The following is a 14,595-nucleotide window of genomic DNA, read 5'->3' as shown; positions in this document are numbered from 1 at the left end:
GGATCGTGCCTCGAGAGTCACCGCTCCACCGTCAGTTCGATCCGGGCGTCCCGCGCGGAGCGACCGACCTCGACGACGTACTCGCCGGGATCGACGGTCCACCCCGCCTCGGGGTCGTACCGGGAGAACGCGAGGTCGTCGAGGCGGATCGTGACCGTCTCGGTCCCGCCGGCGGCGACGGCGACGCTCTCCGCCCCGGCGAACTCGCGGACGGGGCGGTCGACGCCCGCGACGCGCGGCGGCCGCACGTACGTCTGGACCACCTCGCGCCCGTCGCGGTCGGCGACGTTCTCGACCGTGACCGTGACGGCGACGTCACCCACTTCCTCGCCTTCCTCGTCGACGTCGAGAGCGGCGTCGCGGTACTCGAACGCCGCGTACGAGCGGCCGTGACCGAACGGGTAGGTCGGATCGGGGTCGCGGGCGTCGAACCAGCGGTAGCCGACGAGGACACCCTCGTCGTGGCTGACGCGCCCGTCGACGCCGGGGAAGCGCCGGCGGTCGGCCGTCGGGTACGCGGACTCCGGCGCGAACGTGACCGGGAGCCGGCCCCCCGGATCGGCATCGCCGTACAACAGCGCGGCGAGCGCGTCGCCGTGGACCTGTCCGGGGTACCAGTTGAGGAGGACCGCGTCGACCGCGTCGTGCCACGGGAGCTCGACCGGGCCGCTCGCGGCGACCGCGACGACGGTCCGGTCGGCGGCCGCGGCGACCGCCTCGACCAGTTCGTCCTGGCGGTCGGGGAACCCGATCCCGTCCCGGTCGAGCGCCTCCGTGGTGGCGTCGCGGACGACGACGACGGCGACGTCCGCGACCTCGGCGGCCGCGACCGCCGCGTCGAGGTCCGCGGCGTCGTCGGTCGCGGGGTCGTCCGCGGAGTCGTCCGATTCGCGCGTCTCCTTCTCGCCGGGTTCGTTCTCCCCGTCGCCGCCGTCGCCGCCGACGTCGTCACCGCCCAGGAAGTCGAACATCGAGATCCCCTCGACCGGCGGGTGACCGGGCGCGACGGTCACGGTTCCGTCCGCGCGCGCCTCGAGGCCCTCCCGCGGCGTCGTGGTCGTCTCCGGCGTCGTCTCCGAGGAGCCGCCCCCGCCGAGGACCGCCTCGTCGACCGCGGGACCGACGAGCGCGACGTCGGCGTCGGCCGGAAGCGGGAGGACGCCGTCGTTCTCCAGGAGGACCGACCCCCGCGTCGCCACCCGAAACGTCAGCCGGCGGTGGGCGTCGGCGTCGACGTCAGCGGGGGCTCGGTCCCCGTCCAGCAGGCCGACCCGGTCCATCGTCCGGAGGACGCGCGCCGCCATGTCGTCGAGCCGCTCCCGCGGGAGCGACCCGTCCCTGACCGCGGCGGGGAGCGCCTCGTCGAACGGCTCGCACGTCTCCGGGTCGGGCATCCCGCGGGCGATCTCGGGCGGGAGCGGGTCGGCGGGGTCGTCTCCGTCGGCCCCGTCGGTCCCGTCGTCGCCGGCCTCCACGTCGTCGCCGTCGTCTCCGGGCTCGTCCGCCCCGTCCGCCTCGTCTCCCATCGGGACGCCCGGCATCTCGACGTCGAGACCGGCGGCCGCGGCGTCGACCGCGCCCTCGGTGCCGTACCAGTCGGAGACGACGTAGCCGTCGAACCCCCACTCCTCCTTCAACACGTCCGTCAGCAGTCGGCGGTGGTCGCTCATCCGGGTCCCGTTCACGCGGTTGTACGCCGACATCACCGATCCGGCACCGGCCGCGACCGCGGCGCGGAACGACGGGAGGTACAGCTCGCGGAGCGCGCGCTCGCCGATCTCGGCGCTGACCGTCGCGCGGTCCGTCTCCTGGGAGTTCGCGACGTAGTGTTTCGGCGTCGCGATCACGTCCGCGGACTCGATCCCCTCGACGACGCCCGCGGCGGTCGCGGCCGACAGCACGGGGTCCTCCGCGAAGTACTCGAAGTTCCGCCCGCCCTGCGGGACCCGGATCAGGTTCGTCCCCGGCGCGAGCAGGGCGTCGGCCCCGGCCGCCCTCGTCTCGCGGCCGAGCGCGGCCCCGTGTTCGCGGGCCAGGTCGGCGTCGAAGGTCGCGGCCAGCGCGATCGGGGCGGGAAAGGCGGTCGCCGACTCGCCCGGGATCCGGACCCCGAGCGGCCCGTCGACCAGGGTCAACGGAGGAACCTCGAGCCGGTCGACTCCACCGAGGTAGCCCGTCGCGCGGCCGGCCGGGTCCGTCGTGCCGGAGACGAGTCGACCCGCCTCCTCGAGCGTGAGCGCCTCGACCAGCCGGGATACGGCGTCGTCCGTGGCCATGCCGGACCGTGGGCCGCCGGGCGCAAAGGCGTTCGGCCGGCGGCAGGGGGGCGGACCGCCACGGGTCCGGCAGGGCTTGCCGTAACTGACAGTTATAGATATTCGTAGATATATGCGCAACACACATGACACGTGGGTTCGACACCCGGAGTCTCCACGCCGGGTCGACCGCCGACCCGGCGACCGGAGCTCGCGCGATGCCGATCCACCAGACGACCTCGTACGCGTTCGAGGACGCCGATTCGGCGGCGGACCTGTACGCGCTCCGGGCCGACGGCGACGTCTACTCCCGCGTCTCGAACCCGACCGTTCGCGCCCTCGAGAACCGCCTCGCCGACCTGGAGGGCGGATCGGGCGCGGTCGCGACCGCCTCGGGGATGGGCGCGTTCGACGCGATCACCACGGTGCTCGCGAGCGCCGGCGACAACGTCGTCGCCAGCGAGGAGATGTACGGCGGCACCGCGACGCACCTCACCACCGTCGCGAACCGCCGCGGGATCGAGACCCGCCTCGTCGGCACTACCGACTACGAGGGGTACGCCGAGGCGATCGACGACGACACCGCCTTCGTCCACGTGGAGACGCTCTCGAACCCCTCGCTCGTCACGCCCGACTTCGAGCGGCTCGCGGGGATCGCCCACGACCGCGCGGTCCCGCTCGTCGTCGACAACACGTTCGCGACCCCCGCGCTCTGCCGGCCGATCGAGCACGGCGCGGACGTGGTCTGGGAGTCGACGACCAAGTGGATCACCGGCAACGGCACCACGGTCGGGGGGATCGTCGTCGACGGCGGCACCTTCCCGTGGGACCACCCGGACGCGGAGTACGAGGAGCTCTCCGGGGAGTCGCCGGCGTTCCCGATCGACTTCGTGGAGCGGTTCGGCGACGCCGCCTTCGCGAACGTCGTCCGCCAGCGGGCGGTCCGACCCACGGGGAGCCAGCAGTCCCCATTCGACGCCTGGCAAACGCTCCAGGGCGTGGGGACGCTCCCGCTCCGGATGGAGCGTCACTGCGAGAACGCCCGCGACGTCGCGGAGTTCCTCCGCGGGGACGACCGCGTCGACTGGGTGACGTACCCGGGGTTCGGCGACCACCCGACCCACGACGACGCGAGCGCGTATCTGGAGGGGTACGGCGGGATGGTCACCTTCGGGACCGCCGGCGGGTACGCGGCCGCGAAGACGCTGTGTGAGTCGGTCGACCTCGCGAGCTTCCTCGCGAACATCGGCGACGCGAAGACCCTGGTTATCCACCCCGCCTCCACCACGCACGCACAGCTCGACGAGGCGGCGCGGGCGGCCGCGGGCGTCACCGAGGACATGGTCCGGCTCTCGGTCGGCATCGAGGAGTCCGCGGACGTGATCGCCGACCTCGACGCCGCGCTGGAGGCGGCGGAGGACGCGGGGACGGACCGAGCCGGGACGAACGGCGGAGCGCCGGAGGAGGGGCGGTGAACATGGCGGCGACGCCCACCGAGGCCGGCGTCGCGGCGCTCGGGGAGTTCACCTTCGAGTGCGGCCGGTCGATCCCCGACCTGCGCGTCGCCTACGAGACGTACGGCGAGTTCGACGGCGACAACGTCGTCCTCGTGTGTCACGCGCTCACCGGCAGCCAGAACGTCGCCCGGACGCCGGAGCGCGACGCCGACGCCGGCCAGGCCGGCCAGGCCCGCGCGTGGTGGGACGACGTGGTCGGCCCCGGAAAGGCGATCGACACGACCGAGTACTACGTCGTCTGCGCGAACGTCCCCGGCTCCTGTTACGGCACCTCCGGACCGGCCAGCGAGCGGCCCGCGGACCTCGATCTCGCGGACGAGCCCGACCACGACCGCTGGGGGACGGCGTTCCCGCCGGTTCAAGTCGAGGACTGGACGCGCGCGCAGCGCCGGCTGCTCGACCACCTCGGCGTCGGCCGGCTTCGAGCCGTGGTCGGCGGGAGCGTCGGCGGGATGAACGTCCTCGAGTGGGCGAAGCGCTACCCGGACGACGTGGACCGGATCGTCCCGATCGCCGCCGCCGCCCGGCTCGACGCGCAGTGTCTCGGACTCGACGCGATCGCGCGCCGGGCGATCCGCGCGGACCCGAACTGGAACGGCGGCGACTACTACGGCGAGGGTCGCGACTCGCCCGACACCGGGCTCGCGATGGCCCGACAGATCGGCCACGTGATGTACCTCTCGAAGGCGTCGATGGAGAAGAAGTTCGGCCGGCGCTCGGCGGGTCGAGACTCGCTGAGCCGCGAGCAGGGCGATCTGGGGCTCGAGGCCGACCCCGCGGCCGCCTTCTTCCCGTACCGCGAGGTTGAGTCGTACCTCGACTACCAGGCGGAGGGGTTCGCGGAGCGGTTCGACGCCAACAGCTACCTCTATCTCACGCGCGCGATGGACGAGTACGACCTCGCCGCCGGCTACGGCTCCGACGCCGACGCGCTCGCCGCCTTCGAGGGCGAGGCACTCCTCTTGAGCTTCACCGGCGACTGGCACTTCACCGTCGAGCAGTCGGCGTCGGTCGCGACCGCCTTCCGCGAGCGAGACGTCCCCGTCGCCCACCACGTGATCGACTCCGACCACGGCCACGACGCGTTCCTCGTCGAGCCCGAACGCGTCGGCCCGCCGCTCCGCGACTTCCTCGCCGACGGGGTGGAGGGCCGGGCCGTCGACGACGCGGGTGGAGACGACGAGGACCCCGAGTCCGACCGCGACCCGGACCACGCCCCGGTCCACTCCAGCCTGTTCGGCGGGTGAACCGAGGGAGAGTCGGATACGGAGGAACGAAGACCCGCGGTGCGGTGGCGCGTGCCCGTGAGCGGCCGCCCTCGGCGGCCGCGAACGGCACCGCGCGAGGGAGTCGGCTGGCCGGAGCGAAGCGGAGGGCAGTCGACGAGGCTGGGGAGGCGTGAGGTGCGGGGCGGTGCTGTGCGAGGTGGGACTCAAAGGGGCAGCCGGGAGGACGAAGCCCACCGATGTAAGGACCGCAGGGAGCGAGCAGCGCGAGCGACTGAGGACCGCAGCGAGGTGCGCGAGTCCTCCCGGCTGGGGCTTTGGCGGTGTTCACCACGTCAGCAACCATGTAGAGCCGAGCGGCTGAAGGTTTAGAGCGTTCACCGCGCCGGCAACGATCTCGGTTCAAGCGATGAGAACGTGCTCAAAAAGGCTCGTCATCGAGGGGTCGAACCGGGGTCGGGCGGGTTCGAACCGAAATCGGACGTGCTCGCTTCGCTGCGCGCGACCGATAGAATTCAACCCGCCTCGCATACATTTCTGTGACTCACTTCGTTCGTCCCAGAAACGGGCTCGGGCGGGTTCGAACCACGGTCGCTCCCGTTCGCTCGCGGTGCTCGCTCACCTCCCGCTCCCTGATTCGAACCCGCGCCATACCCGCGGCTCGCGGAGTTGCTCGCCGCGGGTATGGGCTCGGGCGGGTTCGAACCGCCGACCTCAGCCTTGTAAAGGCCGCGTCATAACCAGCTAGACCACGAGCCCTCGTCGAGACCAGCCGCCGCGAGCGGAAAACGGTTTCTGTCTCGGTTGCGAACCCCGGGCGTGAACCGTCGCTTTCCCGCGTTGACCGCCGCCGCCATCGTCGTCTTCGTCCTCGCCGCACTCGTGGTCGCCACCGCGCCCTCCGTCCTGATCCCGGGTTACGAGACGACCACGGTCGAGGCGGTCGACGCCGAGACGGGCGAGACCCTCGCGACCGTCGACGCCCGGATCGCCGACGGCCCGATGAAACGCTACGTCGGCCTCTCGACGACGAACGAACTCGCCGACGACGAGGGGATGCTGTTCGTCCACCGCGAGTCCGGCGAGCACGGCTACGTGATGCGCGATATGGCCTTCGCCATCGACATCGTGTTCGTCGCCGAGGACGGCGAGATCACGGAGATCCGGGAGGCGGAACCCGAGTCGCGCCCGCTCAGAACCTACGAGGGGACGGGAAAATACGTCCTCGAGGTCCCGAGAGGGTGGAGCGCCGACAACGGGATCGAGCCGGGCGACGAACTCCGGTTCGAGTTGCCCTGAGCCGCTCGACGGGGTGCTCCGACCCCCGACGAAACCCTTTCACGCCTCGCTCGCGTCCGACCGCGTATGACCGGTCCCCTCCGACGCGCCGCCTGGAACCTCCGGTACCGCTGGCGGCGGGTGTTCGCGCTCTGCGTCGTCGGCGCGGGCGTGCTCGCGCCCCTCCTCACCGACCTCTGGTGGACGCTGCCGCTCGTCTGGTTCCTCGGCCTGTTCGTCGTCCTCCCCGTGCTCCACACCCTCGCGAAGCCGCTGCCGTCGTCGGACGGTGAGGACGGGGGAAGCGAGCGGGGAGCCGAGATCGACCCCGCGCTCGCCGCGTTGCGCGAGCGCTACGCCCGCGGCGAGATAGACGAACGCGAGTTCGAGCGGCGGCTCGACCGCCTGCTCGAGACGGAGGACGCGGAGGTCGCGGACCGCGACCGCGACGTGGCCGCCCGGATCCGCGGGACCGTCGAGCGCGAACTGGAACGCGTCCGGGAGTGACCAGGGGATCGACTCGGGCTACGGTCGGAGAGGTGGCCGACCGGACCGCCCGGACCGATCGGGACCGCCCGCTCCGATCGGGACTGGCCGGACCGACCGTTTCTTGAGCGCGCGGCCCGGACGGGAGGGTAATGGACGGACCGCTGTGGATCGACACGCACGCGCCGGAGCTGTCGGAGATCCGGCAGACCGACGCCCGCGACCGGCTCGAGCGGGCGGTCGACGAGCCGATGAACCTCGTCGTTCAGGGACCGCCGGGAGCCGGGAAGACGGCCGCGACGCGGGCGCTGGCGCGGGAGTCGCACGCCGACCCCGAGGGCGACCTGATCGAGATCAACGTCGCGGACTTCTTCGGCCGGACGAAAAAGGAGATCCGGACCGATCCCCGCTTCGAGGGGTTCCTCCAGGGGAGAAGCCGGATGGCGAAACGTGACATGATAAACCGCGTGCTGACGGAGTCGGCCTCCTACGCGCCGATGTCGGGCGAGTACAAGACGGTGCTTCTCGACAACGCCGAGTCCATCCGCGAGGACTTCCAGCAGGCGCTCCGGCGGGTGATGGAGAAACACCACCGAACGACCCAGTTCGTCATCGCGACGCGCCAGCCCTCGAAGCTCATCGCGCCGATCCGGTCGCGCTGTTTCCCGATCCGGCTGCGCGCGCCGACGACCGACGAGACCATCGACGTGCTGGAGACGATCTGCGACCGCGAGGGCGTCGACTACGACGCCGACGGGCTGGAGTTCGTCGCCAGCGCGGCCGGCGGCGACCTCAGACGCGCGATCCTCGCGGCGCAGACGACGGCCGTGGAGGGTGAGGAGATCACCATGACGACCGCCTACGAGACGCTCGGCGAGGTGGGCGACGACGACGCGATCCGCGATGCGCTCGCGGCCGCCCGCGAGGGCGAGCTGAAGGACGCCCGGAGCACCCTCGACGACCTCCTCGACGAGGGCGGGTACGACGGGCCGGGGCTGCTCCGCGAGACGCTGCGTGTCGCGCGGGCGGGCTCCGCGTACGGCGGCGACGACCTCGCGCGGCTCCACAAGCTCGCCGGCGAGGCCGACCTCGCGTTGACCGACGGGCTCGACGACCGGCTCCACCTCACCCACCTGCTCGCGGCGTGGGCGGCCGGCCGGACCGACCTCCACGCCGCGTTCCACGAGCCCGAGCCCGCGGAGGCCGAACCGTGAGCCGGAGCCCGCCGCTCGCCCGCGTCCTCCCGTTCGAGGTGGTCGACGACGCCTGGCGGCTGGCGCTCGTGCCCGCGATCGCCGCGGCCGTCGTGGGTCCCTTCCTCCCCCGGCCGGGATCGGTCTGGCCGCGCTCGCGCTCGGCGTCCTCTGGTTCCACCGCGACCCCGAGCGGACGCCGCCCGATCCGGATCGGGCGGTCGTCTCGCCCGCCGACGGCACCGTGAGCGTCGTGCGCGAGGAGGGGACGCGGCTCCGCGTCGGGGTGTACATGAGCGCGGCCGACGTCCACGTGAACCGCGCGCCGATCGCCGGGGAGGTGCGGGAGGTCCGGCACCGCCCCGGCGCGAACCGCCCGGCGTTCGACAAGGAGTCCGAGCGCAACGAGCAGGTCGCGATCGACTTCGGCGAGTACGAGCTGCTCGTCATCGCCGGCTGGTTCGCCCGCCGGATCCACCCCGCGGTCGAGCCCGGCGACCGCGTCGAGCGGGGCGAGCGCGTCGGCCACGTCTCGTTCGGATCGCGCGCCGACGTGGTGTTGCCGGCGGACGTAGACCGCGAGGACCTCCTCGTGAGCGAGGGCGATTCGGTCCGCGCGGGCGAGACGATCGTGGCGGAGCGGGAGTGAGTCGTCGCGGAGCGGGACACGCCACGGATTCGGATCCGGTCGTGATACTCGAGGCGATACGGGTTTATCTCCGGCTCCGTTGGATCGTCCATGACGGAACGGATCGACGTGTTACACGTCGACGACGACCCCTCGGTGCTCGACCTCACCGAGGCGTATCTCGACCGCGAGCTGGCGTCGGCGTCGGTGACGAGCGTGACGGAGCCGGCGGCCGGGCTGGACCGGCTCGAGGTCGACTCGTTCGACTGCGTCGTCAGCGACTACGACATGCCCGACATGGACGGACTGGCGTTCTTCGAGGCGCTGCGGGAGGACCACCCGCACGTCCCGTTCGTGTTGTACACGGGGAAGGGATCCGAGGAGATCGCGAGCCGGGCGCTCAACGCGGGCGTCACGGGCTACTTCCAGAAGGGCGGGCCCGAACAGCTCCAGCGGCTCGCGAACCGGGTCGAGCAGGCGGTCGAGGAACACCGCACCAGGGAGATCGCGGACCGCTACTCGACCGTCATCGACGCGCTCGGCTACCCGGTGTACGTCGTCGACGAGACGGGGACGTTCACCTTCGTCAACGAGCCGTTCACCGATCTGACCGGCTACGACCGCGAGGAGATCGTCGGGAGCACGCCCGACCTGATAAAGGACGAGACGGCGGTTCTGGAGGCCGAAGACCGGCTCGGCTCGATCCTCTCGAGTGACGGCCCGGACATCCAGCGGTTCCGCGTCGAGATCGACCCGAAGGATGGCGACCCGATCCCGTGTCGCGACCACATGGCCGTCCTCCCCTACGAGGGCGAGGAGTTCGAGGGCAGCGTGGGGATCCTCCGGGACGTCTCCGTGGAGGCGGCCCGCCAGGAGGAGCTGGAGACGAAACGGCGGGCGCTCGAGGAGGCCCCCGTCGGGATCACCATCACCGACCCGAGCCTGGCGGACAATCCGATGGTGTACGTCAACGACGAGTTCGTCGAGATGACCGGCTACGACCGCGAGGAAGCGGTCGGGATCAACTGCCGGTTCCTCCAGGGGCCCGACACCGACGAGGTCGCGGTCGCCGAGCTCCGGGAGGCGATAGACGCCGAGGAGCCCGCGAGCGTCGAGCTGTTGAACTACCGGAGGGACGGCACGCCGTTCTGGAACCGCGTCAGTGTCGCGCCGATCCGCGAGCGCGACGACGACCGCGTCACCGGCTGGGTCGGCTTCCAGGAGGACATCACGGCGTTCAAAGAGCGCGAGGAGGCGCTCCGCCGGCAGAACGAGCGGCTCGACGAGTTCGCCGGGATCGTCAGCCACGACCTCCGGAACCCGCTCAACGTCGCCCGCGGCCGCGTGGATCTGGCCCGCGAGGAGACGGGGAACGACCACCTCACCGCCGCGGCCGACGCCCTCGACCGGATCGAGTCGATAGTCGAGCACACGTTGACGCTGGCCCGCGAGGGGGAGACCGTCGGCGACCCGGAGCCGGTCGACCTCGCGGAGCTGGTCGACGACAGCTGGGGAACCGTCGACACCGACGGGGCGACCCTCGAGGTCGACCTCGACGGGCGCGTCCTCGCCGACCCGGACCGGCTCAGAAACCTGTTCGAGAACCTCTTCAGGAACGCGATCGAACACGGCTCGGTCGACGGCGACGACGTCACGATCCGGGTCGGCGACCTGGAGGACGGCTTCTACGTCGCCGACGACGGTCCCGGAGTCCCGGAAGCGATCCGCGACGACCTGTTCGAGCCCGGCGAGAGCGGAGCCGATGGCAACACCGGGTTCGGGCTGGCCATCGTCAAGGAGATCGTCACCGCACACGGCTGGGAGATCGCGGCGGTCGAGCCGGAGGCGGGCGGTGCCCGCTTCGAGGTCCGCGGTTCCGACCGTCCCGTACGGCCGCTCGTCGAGTAGTCGGTCCTCGAGTGGGCGGTCTTCGAGTAATCAGTCCTCGAGTAGGCGGTCCTCGAGTAAGCGATCGTCGCGTCGCGCGCGGCGAGAAACCGGATCGCCTCCCGCCGTCCGCAAGGGCCTTCACGACCCGGGTCGAAGCCGGACCGAATGGGGTCCCTCTCGGAGATTCTCGGGACCGACCGCCGCGTGATCGTCCTCGCGCTCGCGCGGATGGTCGGCGCGGTCGGCAACTCGTTTCTCATCGTCGTCCTTCCCCTCTACGTCGCGAGCGACCTGATCGACATCGACGCGCTCCTCGGCGCGAGCGTCGGGGTCGGTGCCGCGAGCGTGACGCTCACCGAGCCGCTGCTCATCGGGTTCGTCCTCTCGCTTTTCGGCTTCCTCAACAGCTTCTCCCAGCCGTTCACCGGGCGTCTCTCCGACCGGCTGGCCACCCGGCGGCCGTTCGTGCTCGCCGGGATCTTGCTCTTGGGGACCGCGAGCGCGCTCTACACGCTCGCGGACGCCTACTGGATCCTCGTCGTCCTCCGGGCGATCCAGGGGTTCGGGGCGGCGTTGACGATCCCCGCGACGGTCGCGCTCGTCAACGAGTACGCGGGCAGCGCGAACCAGCGCGGGGGGAACTTCGGCGTCTTCAACACCTTCCGGCTGATCGGGTTCGGGTTCGGCCCCGTTCTCGCCGGCGTCGTCGTCGACAACGGCCCCTACGACCTCTCCGCGGTCGGGCTCCCCGTAATAAACGGCTTCGACGCCGCCTTCGCGGCCGCCTGTCTCGGCGCGTACCTCAGCTTCCTCCTCGTCTACCTCCTCGTCCACGACGCCGCCGACGCGGCCGAGGCGGGAGACGACCTCTCGATCCGGGTCCGCGGCGAGGACCGCCTGCTCGACCCCGTCTTCGTGCTCGGGATCGCGACGGTCGCGATGGGGCTGTGTATCGCGCTGTACGCGACGCTCCAGAACCAGGTGAACCTCCGGCTGGACCAGCCGCCCGTCTGGTTCGGCGTCCAGTTCGCGGCGGTCACCATCGCGAACGTGGCCCTCCAGGTCCCCGTCGGGCGCGCGAGCGACCGGATCGGCCGGCGGCCGTTTCTGGTGGCCGGGTTCCTGCTTCTCGCGCCCACGACGCTGTTACAGGGGATCGTCCTCTCGCCGCTCCTGATGACGATCGTTCGCCTCGGCCAGGGCGTCGCCGTCGCCTTCGTCTTCGCGCCGTCGCTCGCGCTCGCCGGCGACCTCGCGCGGGAGGGAGAGTCGGGGACGACGCTGTCGGTGCTCACCATGGGCTTCGGCTTCGGCGTCGCGCTCGGCCCGCTCGCGTCCGGCTGGCTCGTCGGCTTCGGCTTCGTCGTCCCCTTCGCCGTCGGGGCGGTGCTGGCGATCGTCGCGCTCGCGCTGGTGATGACGCAGGTCGAGGAGACGCTGGAGACGACCGACGCCGCGGGCGGGGCGGCCGCGGACGACTGACGCCGTCGCGAGCGAACCCGATAAACCGCCCCCGCCCGAACGGCCGACGTGTCCCGCGACCGCGTCCACTGCGTCGACTGCCGCGAGCCGATCCCCGGCGACGCCCGGATCTGTCCGCACTGCGAGGCGGTCCAACCGTCGCCGCTCGTCGACGCCGGAATCGTCGTCGCCGGGGTCTTCGCGTTCGTCTTCGGCGCGATCCTCGCGCTGATGACGATCGGAACAACCCGGCTGGCGGGCTTCCTGCTCCTCGTCGTCGGCTTCGGGCTCGCCGTCGGCGGCTACACGCGCCACGTCGATCGGCAGGCGGAACGCCGGGCGCGGTGAGGATCGAGGACGACCCACGTTCCCGGCCACGGTCTCCCGACACGCCGACCCTTTAAGACGAACGGCGGCACACGTGCGTCCATGTTCACGCCACTCAACGCGGGGGTCGTCGTCGCGGGCCTCCTGCTCGCGTTCGTCGGCGCGGCAGTCTCCGTCTACGCCGTGTCGCTGACCGGCTTTCTGATCGGCGCCGGCGCGGGCTACCTCGCCGTCCCGAACCTCGCCGGACTGATCGCCGTCGACGGGCTGGTGCTCTCGGCCGCCGGCGTCCTGCTCGGCGGCGCGATCGGCGGCTTCCTCGCGTACGCCGGCCTCTCCTTCGCCGTCCTCGCGATCGGTGGGGTCGTCGGCGGCTTCGCCGGACGGTTCGCGGTCGGGCCGCTCTACGCGGCCGACGCGGTCGGGATCCAGGGGACCGCGCTGCTCGTGGGCGCGACGCTCGCCGGCGTCGCCGTCGGCGCGCTGTTCGGGTTCGTCCTCACGCGCACGACGCTCGTGGTCTCGACGGCGTTCATCGGCGCGGCGCTCGCGTCCCGGTCGCTGACGCCGGCGTCGTTCGCGACCGCCGCCGAGGAGCTGACCGTCGAGCCGCTGCTCTTCGACCCCACCGCGCTCCCGTTCCTCGCGATGTTCGTCCTCGGCGGGCTCTCCCAGCTCGGCCTCTTCAAGTTCGGCTACGTGACGAAGCTGGTCGGGATACTCCCCGGCGCGCGCCGCTGGACGGCGGGCGACGACGAGGGGGCCTCCTCGTGAGTCACGGCTCGTCCGCGGGCGACGCCTCTCCCGTGAGCGACGACGCTCCCGCGGGCGACGACCCCCCCGCGGGCGACGACCCCCTCGAGACCGCCACGGTGCTTCTCACGGGCGCACACGGCACCGTCGGCACCGCGGTGACGGCGCACTCGGCGGCCGACTACGTCCTCCACGACCGGGCGGAGCCGCCGGCGGAGCTCGGCGACGGCACGCCGCACCCGCACCGCGACCGCGAGACGGTCGTCCTCGACGTCGGCGAGCCCGACGCCCCCGCGTCGCTCGCGGCGGTCATGGATGACCGCGGGATCGACGCCGTCGTCCACCTCGCGGGCGAGCCGGCGGTCTCGACCCCCTACGAGGGCGTCGAGCGCAACAACGTCCGGGGGACGCGAAACGTCCTCGAGGCCGCCTCGCGGGCGGGCGTCGGGACGGTCGTCTTCGCCTCCTCGAACCACGCCGTCGGCATGTACGAGGAGCAGCACGCGCCGTCGCTGTACGACCCCGACTACGAGCTGACGGTCGATCACGAGAGCCCGCTGCGGCCCGACTCGGACTACGGCGCGTCGAAGGCGGCGGGCGAGGCGTGGTGCCGGCTCTACGCCGAACGGGAGGGGGTCGACTGCTACGCGCTCCGGATCGGCTCGGTCCGGAACCCGAGCCACGACCACCCGTTCGGCGACGCGGAGAAGGCGGTCGCGCGCGGCGACTGCGAGCGCGGCGACGACGAGTATCGGGAGACCGTCGCGCGGATGCGGTGTACCTGGCTCTCGCGACGGGACTGCGCGGGGCTGGTGGACGCGTGTCTGCGGGACGGGCTGGGTGACGGCGGTGAGGGTGAAGACGGAGACGACGGACGGGGCGTGGACGACCTGAACCCGAGCACCCTCGCCGGCGGGGCCTTCGAGGTGTTCTACGGGATCAGTGACAACCCGAACTCGTGGTTCGACATCGAACACGCCCGCGAGCGGGTGGGATACGAGCCGATGGATTCCGGGAACGGGATGTCCGAACCGCCGGAGTAGGTGGATATAGGTCGGTGTAGATGGCGTTCGTACGCCGATTTTCGACTCTCTCGGTGACGCTCGTGTGAAACCGCCGTTCCGTTACGAACGCGTCCGCGTCAGGACGGGTGAGCTCCGAGAACGTCTCGGCTGGATTACCTTTTTCACCGGCGAACGTGACGGCGGTCACATGAGCACCGGTGTCGGACCCGCTCGGCACGTCCGAAACGGCATCCGGTACGCCGCGGTTGGAGTGGTGCTGCTGGCGGCGTGGAACTTCCTCGCACCGCATGCGGGAGCACCTTCATGGGCACCGTATCTGGACGTATTGCCGGTGATCGTGGGTCGGACCGAAACGAGTGGGCTGGTCAACGCGACACACATCGGCGTCCTCGCGGTCGCCGCCGTGGTAGTGATGAGGGTCTGATCCGATTCGATACGAAGGGACAACTGCGGTGAACACCGCCAAAGCCCCAGTCGCGAGGACTCGCGCGGCTCGCTGTCGTTCGAAAGGCGCAAAGCGCCTTTCGTGATGACGAAACGGCTCTGCCGTTTCGAA

At 71.6% G+C, this 14,595-nt stretch carries 12 protein-coding genes, 1 tRNA gene and 1 pseudogene; 12 read left to right on the top strand and 2 right to left on the bottom strand.

From position 1 onward, the window contains the following. Positions 1-17: 17 nt before the first annotated feature. Positions 18-2,276: a beta-glucosidase gene (locus AXA68_RS05135; protein ID WP_066413720.1), complete on the bottom strand. Its 2,259-nt coding sequence runs from the start codon at positions 2,274-2,276 to the stop codon at positions 18-20. Positions 2,277-2,401: 125 nt separating this feature from the next. Between AXA68_RS05135 and AXA68_RS05130 the strand changes: the two genes are divergently transcribed. Next, positions 2,402-3,730: an O-acetylhomoserine aminocarboxypropyltransferase/cysteine synthase family protein gene (locus AXA68_RS05130; protein WP_066413717.1), complete on the top strand. Its 1,329-nt coding sequence runs from the start codon at positions 2,402-2,404 to the stop codon at positions 3,728-3,730. A 2-nt stretch (positions 3,731-3,732) separates the two neighbouring features. Continuing rightward, positions 3,733-5,019 carry a homoserine O-acetyltransferase MetX gene (gene metX / locus AXA68_RS05125; protein WP_066413715.1) on the top strand — a complete coding sequence of 429 codons (1,287 nt, stop codon included), beginning with the start codon at positions 3,733-3,735 and terminating at the stop codon, positions 5,017-5,019. Between the two features lie 664 nt (positions 5,020-5,683). Here metX and AXA68_RS05120 read toward each other — a convergent pair. Then, positions 5,684-5,757 (bottom strand) — tRNA-Val (locus AXA68_RS05120). Between the two features lie 60 nt (positions 5,758-5,817). Between AXA68_RS05120 and AXA68_RS05115 the strand changes: the two genes are divergently transcribed. From AXA68_RS05115 to AXA68_RS05070, 10 genes and pseudogenes are all read left to right on the top strand, one after another. After that, positions 5,818-6,297: a DUF192 domain-containing protein gene (locus tag AXA68_RS05115; protein WP_066413713.1), complete on the top strand. Its 480-nt coding sequence runs from the start codon at positions 5,818-5,820 to the stop codon at positions 6,295-6,297. A gap of 66 nt (positions 6,298-6,363) precedes the next feature. After that, positions 6,364-6,783, top strand: coding sequence for an SHOCT domain-containing protein (locus AXA68_RS05110; RefSeq protein WP_066413710.1), 420 nt, complete (start codon positions 6,364-6,366; stop codon positions 6,781-6,783). 131 nt (positions 6,784-6,914) lie between these two features. After that, positions 6,915-7,976: an AAA family ATPase gene (locus AXA68_RS05105; protein ID WP_066413707.1), complete on the top strand. Its 1,062-nt coding sequence runs from the start codon at positions 6,915-6,917 to the stop codon at positions 7,974-7,976. Beyond that, a pseudogene (locus AXA68_RS05100) lies at positions 7,973-8,604 on the top strand (protein sorting system archaetidylserine decarboxylase). The gene AXA68_RS05105 and the pseudogene AXA68_RS05100 overlap by 4 nt, the downstream one beginning before the upstream one ends. Positions 8,605-8,694: 90 nt before the next feature. Then, on the top strand, positions 8,695-10,491 hold the full coding sequence (locus tag AXA68_RS05095) for a PAS domain S-box protein (RefSeq protein WP_066413704.1): 1,797 nt from the start codon (positions 8,695-8,697) through the stop codon (positions 10,489-10,491). A 147-nt stretch (positions 10,492-10,638) separates the two neighbouring features. Beyond that, positions 10,639-11,955 carry an MFS transporter gene (locus AXA68_RS05090; protein ID WP_066413702.1) on the top strand — a complete coding sequence of 439 codons (1,317 nt, stop codon included), beginning with the start codon at positions 10,639-10,641 and terminating at the stop codon, positions 11,953-11,955. Positions 11,956-12,003: 48 nt separating this feature from the next. Continuing rightward, the gene (locus AXA68_RS05085) at positions 12,004-12,282 is read left to right on the top strand and encodes a hypothetical protein (RefSeq protein ID WP_066413698.1); all 279 of its coding nucleotides are present in this window, start codon (positions 12,004-12,006) and stop codon (positions 12,280-12,282) included. A gap of 81 nt (positions 12,283-12,363) precedes the next feature. Beyond that, positions 12,364-13,035 (top strand): phosphate ABC transporter permease, encoded by a 672-nt coding sequence (locus AXA68_RS05080; protein WP_066413696.1) that lies wholly within the window; start codon positions 12,364-12,366, stop codon positions 13,033-13,035. Next, positions 13,032-14,057 carry an NAD-dependent epimerase/dehydratase family protein gene (locus AXA68_RS05075; RefSeq protein ID WP_232745050.1) on the top strand — a complete coding sequence of 342 codons (1,026 nt, stop codon included), beginning with the start codon at positions 13,032-13,034 and terminating at the stop codon, positions 14,055-14,057. The genes AXA68_RS05080 and AXA68_RS05075 overlap by 4 nt, the downstream gene beginning before the upstream one ends. Positions 14,058-14,226: 169 nt before the next feature. Then, the gene (locus tag AXA68_RS05070) at positions 14,227-14,463 is read left to right on the top strand and encodes a hypothetical protein (RefSeq protein WP_066413691.1); all 237 of its coding nucleotides are present in this window, start codon (positions 14,227-14,229) and stop codon (positions 14,461-14,463) included. The last annotated feature ends 132 nt before the right edge of the window (positions 14,464-14,595 follow it).

Source organism: Halorubrum aethiopicum (genome assembly GCF_001542905.1).
GTDB classification, from domain to species: domain Archaea; phylum Halobacteriota; class Halobacteria; order Halobacteriales; family Haloferacaceae; genus Halorubrum; species Halorubrum aethiopicum.
This window is presented reverse-complemented; position numbering and strand designations above follow the sequence as displayed.

Coding starts and splice junctions, on each gene's coding strand:
- AXA68_RS05135 (WP_066413720.1), bottom strand. CDS start 2,276: ATGGCCACGGACGACGCCGTATCCCGGCTGGTCGAGGCGCTCACGCTC.
- AXA68_RS05130 (WP_066413717.1), top strand. CDS start 2,402: ATGACACGTGGGTTCGACACCCGGAGTCTCCACGCCGGGTCGACCGCC.
- metX (WP_066413715.1), top strand. CDS start 3,733: ATGGCGGCGACGCCCACCGAGGCCGGCGTCGCGGCGCTCGGGGAGTTC.
- AXA68_RS05110 (WP_066413710.1), top strand. CDS start 6,364: ATGACCGGTCCCCTCCGACGCGCCGCCTGGAACCTCCGGTACCGCTGG.
- AXA68_RS05105 (WP_066413707.1), top strand. CDS start 6,915: ATGGACGGACCGCTGTGGATCGACACGCACGCGCCGGAGCTGTCGGAG.
- AXA68_RS05095 (WP_066413704.1), top strand. CDS start 8,695: ATGACGGAACGGATCGACGTGTTACACGTCGACGACGACCCCTCGGTG.
- AXA68_RS05090 (WP_066413702.1), top strand. CDS start 10,639: ATGGGGTCCCTCTCGGAGATTCTCGGGACCGACCGCCGCGTGATCGTC.
- AXA68_RS05080 (WP_066413696.1), top strand. CDS start 12,364: ATGTTCACGCCACTCAACGCGGGGGTCGTCGTCGCGGGCCTCCTGCTC.
- AXA68_RS05070 (WP_066413691.1), top strand. CDS start 14,227: ATGAGCACCGGTGTCGGACCCGCTCGGCACGTCCGAAACGGCATCCGG.